An 11,045-nucleotide genomic window follows, 5' to 3' on the forward strand; every position below is an offset into this window, starting at 1 on the left:
GGCACCACCGGGAAGAAGAAGCCAATGGCGTAGATGCCTTCTTCCAGCAGTCGCTGGGCGAACTTCTGTGCCAGCGGTGCGTCGTACAGCATCACCGGGCTGATCGGGTGCACGCCCGGCTTCACGTCGAAGCCGGCGGCAGTCATCTTCTCGCGGAAGTAAGTGGTGTTCTCGCGCAGCGTTTCACGCAGGTCATCGGCGGCAGCCAGCATCTCGAACGCCTTGATGCCGGCAGCCACCACATGCGGCGGCAGCGAGTTGGAGAACAGGTAGGGGCGTGAGCGCTGACGCAGCAGTTCCACCACCTCCGCGCTGGCGCAGGTGAAGCCGCCCAGCGCGCCGCCCATGGCCTTGCCCAGGGTGCCGGTGATGATGTCGATCTTGTCGAGCACGCCCTTCACTTCGGCCGAGCCGCGGCCGGTCGCGCCAAGGAAGCCGGTGGCGTGGCATTCGTCGATGTGCACCAGCGCGTTGTACTTCTTCGCCAACGCGGTGATTTCATCAAGCGGGGCGATGAAGCCGTCCATCGAGAACACGCCGTCGGTGGTGATCAGCTTGGTCTTGCAGCCGGCCGCATCGGCGGCCTGCAGCTGCGCTTCCAGGTCGGCCATGTCGCAGTTGGCGTAGCGGAAACGCTTGGCCTTGCACAGGCGCACGCCATCGATGATGGAGGCGTGGTTCAACGCGTCGGAGATGATCGCGTCGTTCTCGCCGAGCAGCGGCTCGAACAGGCCGCCGTTGGCATCGAAGCAGGCGGCGTAAAGGATGGTGTCGTCCTTGCCGAAGAAGTCGGCAATCTGCTTTTCCAGCTGCTTGTGCAGGTCCTGGGTGCCGCAGATGAAGCGCACCGAGGCCATGCCGAAACCATGCGTGTCCAGCGCATCCTTGGCGGCCTGGATCAGCTCCGGGTGGTCGGCCAGGCCCAGGTAGTTGTTGGCACAGAAGTTCAGCACCGTGCGGCCGTCGTCCAGGGTGATCTCGGCCGACTGCGGGCTGGTGATGATGCGTTCGGACTTGAACAGCCCCTGCGCGCGGATGGCGTCCAGTTCCTCGGCGTAGTGCCGGGTCAGCGGGGAGATGTTCGCGGTGTCGGTCATGGCAGGGTCTTGCGGTCAAGTGGAACGCCAATTTTAGCCTTCCCTGTGCCTCGGCGCTGTCGTCATGCGCAAAGGCTATAAGCGCGGCGGCCTAAGTCATTTCTCGGTAACGGGTGTGCACCCGCAGCATCGTCTGCACACCCACCCACCAGGAGAAGCCGATGACCGCCACACGCCCCCCATTCACCCTGCCGACCAGGAAGCTGTTGTCCCTCAGCCTGGCCCTGGCGGCGTGTGGGGCGGGGTCATCGGCGCAGGCGCAGCAACTGACCGTGGAGCAACTGCAGGAGCGCCTGCAACGACTGGAGCGTTTGGCCGGTGTCAGTGATGGCGCGACCGAAGGCGTAGGCCTGGCTGATCTGGACCAGCGTCTGCGTATCCTCGAACGCCGCCTAGAGCTGGCGGAAGAGGAACGCGTTGCCGCCGCCAAAAGCGCGCCGAAGATCGCCATCGACCAGAAGGGCGCCTCGTTCAAATCGGGCGACGGCAACTACGAGCTGAAGCTGCGCGGTCTACTGCAGGGCGATGGCCGCGTGTTCCTGGGCAGTGATACCAACCAGAACGACACCTTCCTGCTGCGCACGGCGCGGCCCACCCTGGAAGGGTCGCTGGGCAAGCTGGTGGCCTACCGCTTCACCCCGGAGTTTGCCGGTGACAGCGCCAGCATCGTCGACGCCTATGCCGATCTGCGTTTCGATCCTGCGTACACGGTACGCGTTGGCAAGTTCACCTCGCCGGTCGGTCTGGAGCGGCTGCAGTCATCCTCGGCCTTGGTCGACGTGGAGCGCGCGCTGGCCAGCGAGTTGGCGCCGAACCGTGACCTCGGCGTGCAGCTGCAGGGCGAAGTGGCCAAGGGCCGGTTCAGCTATGCGCTGGGTGTGTTCAACGGCACCGTCGATGGTCGCGATGCGGTCACCAGCAATCCGGATGACGACTTCGAATATGCAGGCCGGGTGTTCTTCGAGCCGCTCAAGGGCAGCGACAGCGCATGGGCAGGTCTGGGCTTCGGCTTGGGCGCAAGCAGCGGCGAAAAGCATGGCAGCGGCAACAACTATCTGCCGCGCTATCGCACGCCCGGCCAGGCCACGTTCTTTGCCTACCGCAGTGCGGTGGTTGCCGATGGCGAGCACCGCCGCTGGTCGCCGCAGGGCTGGTTCTACCGCAATGGACTGGGCCTGCAGGCCGAGTACATCGCCTCGGAACAGGAGGTGGCGCGCAATGGCATCCGCAAGCGCCTGGACAACCGGGCCTGGCAGGCCACCGCCAGTTATGTGCTGACCGGTGAGGATGCCAGCTATCGCGGGGTAACGCCTTCGCATCCGTTTGGCGTCAATGGCGGACATGGCGCGGTGGAATTGACCGCGCGCTACGGCGAACTGCAGATCGATGATGCCGCCTTCCCGTTCTATGCCGATCCAACGGTGTCGGCCTCGCAGGTCCGCTCGTGGACGGTGGGCGCCAACTGGTACCTGACCGCCAACCTCAAGCTGGCGACCAATTACCTGCACAGCAGTTTTGACGCGGCTTCCGCTGGCGCGAAGTTGCCTGATGAAAAAGCTGTTTTCTCGCGCCTGCAAGTTTCCTTCTGACGGAGAGCCCTGATGAAACATTCCTATCTTTCACGCCTTGCTACCGCAGCACTGGCGTTCGCCCTGACCTTGAGTGCAGGCGCCGCGTTTGCGCGCGACGTGCAGCTGCTCAATGTTTCCTATGATCCCACCCGCGAGCTGTACCGCGATTTCAACGCCGCCTTCGCCAAGCACTGGAAGGAAACCAAGGGCGACAACGTCAGCATCGAGACGTCGCACGGCGGCTCCGGCAAGCAGGCGCGCACGGTGATCGATGGCATTGAAGCCGACGTGGTCACGCTGGCGCTGGCTTACGACGTGGACGCCATCGCCGACAAGGCCAAACTGCTTCCCGCCAACTGGGAAAGCCGCCTGCCGGACAACAGCGCGCCGTATACCTCGACGATCGTGTTCCTCGTGCGCAAGGGCAACCCCAAGGGCATCCGCGATTGGCCGGACCTGCTGCGCAGCGGTGTATCGGTGGTGACGCCGAACCCGAAGACCTCCGGCGGCGCGCGTTGGAATTACCTGGCGGCGTGGGCCTATGGCGACCACATCTTCAAGGGTGATCGCGAGAAGGTGTTGAACTACATGCGCGCGCTGTTCCGCAATGTACCGGTGCTCGATACCGGTGCACGCGGCGCGACGACTACCTTTGTCCAGCGCGGTATTGGTGATGTGTTGCTGGCCTGGGAGAACGAAGCCTTCCTTGCCCAGGAAGAGCTGGGCCCGGACAAGTTCGAGATCGTGGTGCCCAAGCTGTCGATCCTGGCCGAACCGTCGGTAGCGCTGCTGGATCGCAACGTCGACCGCCATGGCACCCGCGAGGTCGCCCAGGCCTATCTGCAATACCTGTACTCGCCGGAAGGCCAGCGCATCGCCGCACGCCACTACTACCGCCCGCGTTCGCCGCAATACGCGGCACCAGCTGACGTGGCGCGCTTCCCACAGGTGCAGCTGGTCACGATCCGCAGTGCCTTCGGCTCGTGGGGCAGGGCGCAGGCTGAGCACTTCGCCGATGGCGGTGTCTTCGATCAGATCCAGGCGAGCAAGTAGACCGTGTCAGCAACAGCGCAAACACTGCAGCCGCGTGTGCGAAGCCAACGCCGGGTACTCCCCGGCTTTGGTCTTGGTATGGGCATCACCTTGTTCTGGCTGGGATTGATCGTATTGATCCCATTGCTGGGCGTGTTCCTGAAAGCCGCGGGGCTGGGCCTGGGCGGGATCTGGCAGATATGGACCGAACCGCGTGTGCTGGCCGCGTTGCGGCTGAGCTTTGGCACCGCGTTCGCGGCAGCGGCGTTCAATACGCTGATGGGCACCCTGGTCGCATGGGTATTCGTTCGCTACAGCTTCCCCGGGCGGCGCCTGTTCGATGCCATGATCGATCTGCCGTTTGCCTTGCCGACCGCGGTGGCCGGTATCGCCTTGACCGCGCTGTATGGCGGCCAGGGTTGGATAGGGCAATGGCTGGAGCCGCTGGGCATCAAGGTGGCTTACACGCCGCTCGGCATCGTGGTGGCCCTGGTGTTCGTTGGCCTGCCCTTCGTGGTGCGCATCGTGCAGCCGGTATTGGCTGAAGCCGAGCGCGAGTTCGAGGAGGCCTCGGCCACGCTCGGGGCTACACGCTTGCAGACCATCGTGCGAGTGGTGTTGCCAAGCCTGTGGCCGGCGATGTTGACCGGCTTTGCATTGGCTTTCGCGCGTGGCGTGGGTGAGTACGGCTCGGTGATCTTCATCGCCGGCAACATGCCCAACGTCACCGAGATCGCGCCGCTGCTGATCACCATCCGTCTTGAAGAGTTCGACTACGCAGGTGCCACCGCCATCGCCGGGGCGATGCTGTTGCTGTCGTTCGCGGTACTGCTGCTGGTCAACAGCCTGCAGAGCTGGTTGCAGCGCAGGGGAGCACGATGAACGAGTTGTTGTCGGAACTGCCGGTGTCCATCGCAGGCAAGGAGGTGGTGCCGCGCGTGCGCTCCGTCACCACCGAGCCGCGCTGGGTGCAGTGGCTGCTGATCCTGGGCGCGCTGGGCTTCCTGCTGTCGTTTCTGCTGCTGCCGCTGCTGCTGGTTTTCGCCGAGGCGCTGCGCGGCGGCGTGCAGGCATTCTGGGTCGCCATCAGCGACCCGGACGCGCTGTCGGCGATCCGCCTGACCTTGTTGATCACCGCGATCGTGGTGCCGCTGAACCTGGTATTCGGCGTGGCCGCGGCCTGGGTGGTCAGCAAGCACAGCTTCCCCGGCAAGCGCTGGCTGGTGACCCTGATCGACCTGCCGTTCTCGGTATCGCCGGTGGTTGCGGGTCTGGTCTTCATCCTGCTGTTCGGTCGCGATGGTTGGTTCTGGCCGTTGATCGAGGACGGGCTGCGCCTGCACCTGCCGGTGCTGGGCGAAACCCTGCTGCAGCTGCCACGCATCGTGTTCGCGATCCCGGGCATCGTGCTGGCCACGGTGTTCGTCACCTTTCCCTTCATCGCCCGCGAACTGATGCCCTTGATGGAGCAGCAGGGCAGTGATGAAGAACTGGCAGCCCTGACCCTGGGCGCCAATGCCTGGCAGATGTTCTGGAAGGTGACCTTGCCGAATATCCGTTGGGGCCTGTTGTACGGCGTGCTGTTGTGCAGCGCGCGGGCGATGGGTGAGTTCGGCGCGGTGTCGGTGGTGTCCGGGCATATCCGTGGGCGCACCAATACGCTGCCGTTGCACGTGGAGATTCTCTACAACGAATACGCCTACAGCGCTGCGTTTGCCTGCGCATCACTGCTGGCTGCCACCGCCTTGCTGACGCTGGTGGTGAAATCTTTCCTGGAATGGCGCCATGGTCAGTCGCTGGCCGCCGCACACCGTCATTGAGGTCGCAATGAACATCCGCATACACAACCTGGGCAAACAGTACGGCACGTTCCCCGCGCTCGACGGGGTGAGCCTGGATATCCGCAGTGGCGAGTTGCTGGCCTTGCTGGGGCCCTCCGGCTCGGGCAAGACCACCTTGCTGCGTGCACTTGCCGGGCTGGAACATCCCGAGCGTGGTGAGATCCTGTTCGATGGCGAAGACGCAACCGGCTTGAGCGTGCAGGCGCGCCGCGCCGGTTTCGTGTTCCAGCATTACGCCTTGTTCAAGCATCTGGACGTGCGCCGCAATATCGCCTTCGGGCTGGAAGTACGGCGCGGCGCCGAACGTTGGCCGAAGGCGCGCATCGACGCCAAGGTCGATGAGCTGCTGGCGCTGGTACAACTCGACGGGCTGGGCGGGCGCTACCCGGCGCAGCTGTCCGGTGGGCAACGGCAGCGCGTGGCGCTGGCGCGCGCGCTGGCGATCGAACCGCGCGTGCTGCTGCTGGATGAACCCTTCGGCGCGCTGGATGCCCAGGTACGCCGCGACCTGCGGCGCTGGCTGCGCGAACTGCATGACCGCACCGGGCTGACCACGGTGTTCGTCACCCACGATCAGGAAGAGGCGCTGGAACTGGCTGACCGTGTCGCCATTCTCAACCGTGGCCGCATCGAGCAGGTGGGCACGCCGGGCGAGGTGTACGACCAACCGGCGTCCCCGTTCGTGTATGGGTTTGTCGGCGAGGCCAACCGGTTGCCGGCGCGCGCGCAGGGGCAGACGCTGGAAGTGGCTGGAGCACAGTGGCCACGGACCGGCGCAGTACCGGATGGTGAGGCGTTGGAGGTGTTCGTGCGGCCCGAGGATCTGGTGGTCGAGGCCGATGGTGACTGGCAGGCCACGGTCGGGCTGGTACAGCGTAGCGGCCCACGCCAGCGACTGCGCGCGCGCCTGGCTGGCGCAACTACCGAGTTGGAAGTGGAGTTGCCAGCCGATGCGCCGGCCTATGCGGCCGGCCAGTCAATCAGGCTCGGAGCCCGTCGCTACGGGGTATTTCCAGCGGCCGCAGGCTGAATAGGGCGGGTCGGGGCGGTCGGGGTGAAATAGATGTTGCATCGCAATATACTTGCGGTTAAATATTTGTGAATCGGGCTCTGTCTGATCCCGATACCCCCACTTCCTGGAGAGATCTGCATGATGCACAACAAGCGTCTTGTCGCCGTGGCCTGCGCCGCCCTGTTGTCCGTTCCGTTTGCCGTCAGTGCCCAGGAGAGTGAGGAATCCACCTCTCCGTTCAGCGCCAGCTTCGGCGTGACTACCGACTACGTGTTCCGTGGCGTGTCGCAGACCGACAACGGCCCGGCATTCCAGGCGGGCGCCAACTACACCGCACCGTTTGGCCTGTACGTGGGCGTGTGGGGCTCGAATGTCGATTTCGGCGACGGCGGCCCGAACTTCGAAGTCGATTACAACATCGGCTGGAGCAAGGACCTGAGCGACAGCTGGAACATCGACCTGGGTGTGAACCGCTACACCTACGAAGGCGCTTCCAGCGGTTATGGCGACATCGATTACAACGAGTATCTGGCCAAGGTGACCTGGACCGGCCCGGTCACCGTCAGCGGCCTGCTGGGTTATGCCGATGACTACAGCAACACCGGCGCCAAGCAGACCTACGCGGCACTGGAAGCCAGCTACGACATCGGTGACAGCGGCTTCTCCGTCGGTGCTTCGGCCGGCTACACCTCGATCAAGGAAGAGGCCAACGAATGGCCGCGTCGTGCCGACTACTACGATGGCTCGGTCTCGGTATCCAAGGCCTTCGGCCCGGCGACCGCCACCCTGGGCTACTACGACACCTTCGGTTCGGATGCCTCGCTGCTGCGCCGCGAGTCGGACACTTACAAGCCGGGCGTGGTGTTCACCGTGTCGGTGGACGTGCCCTGATCCAAGCATGATACGTAAAGAAAAAGGCGCCGAAAGGCGCCTTTTTCCGTAGTGCCGACCCATGGTCGCCAGCCGGGCATTACCGATTCCGCCTGGGCTCAATTCCAGCTCAACACGACCTTGCCAGCCTTGCCCTGTTCCATCAGGTCGAAGCCTTCCTGGAAGCGGTCCACCGGCAGCTGGTGGGTCATCACCTTGCCCAGCGGGAAACCGCTCAGCACCAGCTGGGTCATCTTGTACCAGGTCTCGTACATCTTGCGGCCGTAGATGCCCTGCACGGTCAGGCCCTTGAAGATGATCTTGTCCCAGTCACAGCCCGCGCCCTTGGGCATGATGCCGAGCATGGCGATCTTGCCGCCGTGGTACATGCAGTCGAGCATGTCGTTGAAGGCGCGCGGGTTGCCGCTCATTTCCAGGCCCACGTCGAAGCCTTCCATGTGCAGTTCGGCCATCACGTCCTTCAGCGACTGGTTGGCGACGTTGACCACGCGGGTGGCACCCATGTCGGCGGCCAGCTTCAGGCGGAAATCGTTGACGTCGGTGACCACCACGTTGCGCGCACCGATGTGCTTGCAGATGCCGGCGGCGATGATGCCGATCGGACCGGCGCCGGTGATCAGCACGTCTTCGCCGATCACGTCGAACTCCAGCGCGCAATGCGCGGCGTTGCCGTAGGGGTCGAAGAAGGCGGCCAGTTCGGAGGGGATCTGGTCCGGGATCGGCCACAGGTTGCTGGCCGGCATCACCATGTATTCGGCAAAGGCACCGTTGACGTTGACGCCGATGCCGACCGTGTTCGGGCACAGGTGCGGGCGGCCGCCACGGCAGTTGCGGCAGTGGCCGCAGACGATGTGGCCTTCGGCCGAGACGCGCTGGCCGATTTCATAGCCGGTCACGCCCGGGCCGATCTCGGCGATGCGGCCGACGAACTCGTGGCCGATGGTCAGGCCCGGCTTGATGGTGCGCTGGCTCCACTCGTCCCACAGGTAGATATGCAGGTCGGTGCCGCAGATAGCGGTCTTCTCCAGCTTGATCAGGACTTCGTTCGGGCCCGGCGTCGGTACCGGCACCTCTTCCATCCAGATGCCCTTGGTCGCTTCGCGCTTCACCAGCGCCTTCATCGTCTGTGCCATTGCAGGGGACCGCAGTGTGTGGAAAGAGGGCGATTATAAGCTTTCAGCCGTAACCGCCCTGTACTGACCGATGGCAGGGGAGAAGGACGGTTACAACGGCTACAATCGGCGCTTCCAAACTTTCGGATGTGCGTAATGCGAGTGAATTTTCTTGCGTTTTCCATCGTTGCTGGCCTTGGCCTGGCGCAGACCGCGCACGCCGCCGAAGGCATGTGGGTGCCGCAGCAGCTGCCGGAAATTGCCGGCCCGCTGAAGCAGGCTGGCCTGAAGCTGGACCCGCAGCAGCTTGCCAACCTGACCGGCGACCCGATGGGCGCGGTGGTTGCGCTGGGCGGCTGCACCGCCAGCTTCGTGTCCCCGCAGGGCCTGGTGGTGACCAACCACCATTGCGCCTACGGCTCGATCCAGCTGAACTCCACCGCCGAGAAGAACCTGATCAAGGACGGCTTCAACGCGCCGACCCTGAAGGACGAACTGAGCGCAGGCCCGAACGCGCGCATCTACGTGCTGGACGACATCACCGACGTTACCGCACAGGCCAAGGCCGCCATCGCTGGCGCCGGCAATGATCCGCTCAAGCGTACCCAGGCGCTGGAAGCCTTCGAGAAGCAGGCCATCGCCGCCTGTGAAACCGACGATGCCTACAGCTGCACCCTGTACAGCTTCTCCGGCGGCAACACTTACCGCCTGTTCAAGAACATGGAAATCAAGGACGTGCGCCTGGCCTATGCGCCCCCGGGCAGCGTCGGCAAGTTCGGCGGTGACGTCGACAACTGGATGTGGCCGCGCCACACCGGTGATTTCTCGTTCTACCGCGCCTACGTCGGCAAGGACGGCAAGCCGGCCGCATTCGCCGCCGACAACGTGCCATACCAGCCCAAGCATTGGCTGAAGCTGGCCAACCAGCCGCTGGGCGAGGGTGATTTCGTGATGGTGGCCGGTTACCCGGGCCGCACCGACCGCTATGCGCTGGTCAGCGAGTTCGAGAACACCGCCACCTGGACCTACCCGTCGATCGCCAAGGCCTACAAGGACCAGATCGCGATGGTCGAAGCGGCCAGCAAGGATAACCCCGACATCGCGGTGAAGTACGCCGCCAACATGGCCAGCTGGAACAACACCAGCAAGAACTACGACGGCCAGCTGGACGGCTTCAAGCGCAACAACGTGCTCGGCCAGAAGCAGGCTGCGGAAACCGCGGTGCTGGAATGGCTGCGCGGCCAGGGCGCTGCCGGCAAGCCGGCGCTGGATGCCTTCGCACAGCTGCAGACGCTGGGCCAGCAGTCGCGCATGAACCAGGCGCGTGACCTGAACCTGGCGATGCTCAACCGCACCGGCACCCTCGGCACTGCCGTGCGCCTGTACCGCCTGGCCATTGAAAAGGCCAAGCCGGACGCGCAGCGCGAAGAGGGTTACCAGGAACGCGATCTGCCGGCCATCGAAGGCGGCCTGAAGCAGATGGACCGCCGTTACGTGCCGGCCATGGATCGCCAGTTCCAGCAGTACTGGCTGCAGCAGTACGTGCAGCTGCCGGCCGGCCAGCACCTGTCGGCGTTCGACAAGTGGATCGGCGGCGTCGATGCCAAGGCGGTCGAGGCAACGGTCGCGCGCCTGGACGGCTCCAAGCTGGGCAGCCTGGACGAGCGCCTGAAGTGGTTCGGTGCCGACAAGGCTGCGTTCGAAGCCAGCAACGACCCGGCCATCCAGTACGCGGTGGCAGTGATGCCCGCACTGTTGGAGCTGGAGCACCAGCGCAAGCTGCGCATGGGCGAGGAGCTGGTGGCACGTCCGCTGTTCCTGCAGGCCATTGCCGATTACAAGAAGACCAAGGGTGAGTTCGTTTATCCGGACGCCAACCTGTCGCTGCGCATCACCTTCGGCAACGTGAAGGGTTACACCGGCCTGGACGGCAAGGTGCAGCCGGCCTTCACCGACCTGGAAGGCATCGTCGCCAAGGAAACCGGCAAGGACCCGTTCGACTCGCCGCAGGCGCTGATCGATGCGGTCAAGGCCAAGCGTTACGGCGGCTTCGAGGACCAGCGTATCGGCAGCGTGCCGGTGAACTTCCTGTCCGACCTGGACATCACCGGCGGCAACTCCGGCTCGCCGGTGCTGGACGCGCACGGCCGCCTGGTTGGCCTGGCGTTTGACGGCATCTGGGAATCGGTTGCCAGCAACTGGGTGTTCGACCCGGTGATGACCCGCATGATCTCGGTCGACGAGCGTTACATGCGCTGGATCATGCAGGAAGTGGCGCCGGCGCCGCAGCTGCTGAAGGAAATGGACGCCGCCTCGAAGTAAGTTCGGGTTGCGTGGTTCAAGTAAAAGCCCGGACGGGAAACCGTCCGGGCTTTTGTTTTGGCCCCTCCCTTTCGCGCAGCGTAGGGGAGGGCCGGGGAGGGGGAGTTTTTGGCTGGCTGATGGAGCCAAGGCCGGCCGACTGTAGTACCGAGCCATGCTCGGCAAGG

Annotated in this window: 9 protein-coding genes; 7 read left to right on the plus strand and 2 right to left on the minus strand. The window is 64.4% G+C overall.

What is annotated here, in order from left to right:
* The coding region (kbl, locus tag B2527_RS05260; protein ID WP_293706482.1) for a glycine C-acetyltransferase at positions 1-1,097 on the minus strand (1,097 nt) is incomplete at its 3' end.
* A 161-nt stretch (positions 1,098-1,258) separates the two neighbouring features.
* Here kbl and B2527_RS05265 point away from each other — a divergent pair.
* The 6 genes from B2527_RS05265 (at position 1,259) to B2527_RS05290 (ending at position 7,444) form a co-directional block, all read left to right on the plus strand.
* Positions 1,259-2,686 carry an OprO/OprP family phosphate-selective porin gene (locus B2527_RS05265; protein WP_293706483.1) on the plus strand — a complete coding sequence of 476 codons (1,428 nt, stop codon included), beginning with the start codon at positions 1,259-1,261 and terminating at the stop codon, positions 2,684-2,686.
* A gap of 12 nt (positions 2,687-2,698) precedes the next feature.
* On the plus strand, positions 2,699-3,721 hold the full coding sequence (locus B2527_RS05270) for a sulfate ABC transporter substrate-binding protein (protein WP_293706484.1): 1,023 nt from the start codon (positions 2,699-2,701) through the stop codon (positions 3,719-3,721).
* 24 nt (positions 3,722-3,745) lie between these two features.
* Entirely contained in the window at positions 3,746-4,582 is an 837-nt protein-coding gene (gene cysT, locus B2527_RS05275; protein WP_414717002.1) for a sulfate ABC transporter permease subunit CysT, read from the plus strand.
* Complete coding sequence (gene cysW / locus B2527_RS05280) at positions 4,579-5,520, plus strand: sulfate ABC transporter permease subunit CysW (protein WP_293706486.1); 942 nt, start codon at positions 4,579-4,581, stop codon at positions 5,518-5,520. Before cysT ends, cysW begins: the two co-directional genes overlap by 4 nt.
* Before the next feature lie 7 nt (positions 5,521-5,527).
* Positions 5,528-6,571 carry a sulfate/molybdate ABC transporter ATP-binding protein gene (locus tag B2527_RS05285; protein WP_293706487.1) on the plus strand — a complete coding sequence of 348 codons (1,044 nt, stop codon included), beginning with the start codon at positions 5,528-5,530 and terminating at the stop codon, positions 6,569-6,571.
* 120 nt (positions 6,572-6,691) lie between these two features.
* Positions 6,692-7,444: a TorF family putative porin gene (locus B2527_RS05290; protein ID WP_293706488.1), complete on the plus strand. Its 753-nt coding sequence runs from the start codon at positions 6,692-6,694 to the stop codon at positions 7,442-7,444.
* Between the two features lie 98 nt (positions 7,445-7,542).
* Here B2527_RS05290 and tdh read toward each other — a convergent pair whose 3' ends face one another.
* Positions 7,543-8,577, minus strand: a complete 1,035-nt coding sequence (gene tdh / locus B2527_RS05295) for an L-threonine 3-dehydrogenase (RefSeq protein WP_293706489.1) — start codon at positions 8,575-8,577, stop codon at positions 7,543-7,545.
* Between the two features lie 135 nt (positions 8,578-8,712).
* Here tdh and B2527_RS05300 point away from each other — a divergent pair, with 135 nt between their 5' ends.
* A complete protein-coding gene (locus B2527_RS05300) occupies positions 8,713-10,878 on the plus strand; it encodes a S46 family peptidase (protein WP_293706490.1) in 2,166 nt (721 codons plus the stop codon).
* Positions 10,879-11,045 lie beyond the last annotated feature (167 nt).

The sequence above is a fragment of the Stenotrophomonas sp. UBA7606 genome (assembly GCF_002477705.1).
GTDB lineage: Bacteria > Pseudomonadota > Gammaproteobacteria > Xanthomonadales > Xanthomonadaceae > Stenotrophomonas.

Coding starts and splice junctions, on each gene's coding strand:
- B2527_RS05265 (WP_293706483.1), top strand. CDS start 1,259: ATGACCGCCACACGCCCCCCATTCACCCTGCCGACCAGGAAGCTGTTG.
- B2527_RS05270 (WP_293706484.1), top strand. CDS start 2,699: ATGAAACATTCCTATCTTTCACGCCTTGCTACCGCAGCACTGGCGTTC.
- cysW (WP_293706486.1), top strand. CDS start 4,579: ATGAACGAGTTGTTGTCGGAACTGCCGGTGTCCATCGCAGGCAAGGAG.
- B2527_RS05285 (WP_293706487.1), top strand. CDS start 5,528: ATGAACATCCGCATACACAACCTGGGCAAACAGTACGGCACGTTCCCC.
- B2527_RS05290 (WP_293706488.1), top strand. CDS start 6,692: ATGATGCACAACAAGCGTCTTGTCGCCGTGGCCTGCGCCGCCCTGTTG.
- tdh (WP_293706489.1), bottom strand. CDS start 8,577: ATGGCACAGACGATGAAGGCGCTGGTGAAGCGCGAAGCGACCAAGGGC.
- B2527_RS05300 (WP_293706490.1), top strand. CDS start 8,713: ATGCGAGTGAATTTTCTTGCGTTTTCCATCGTTGCTGGCCTTGGCCTG.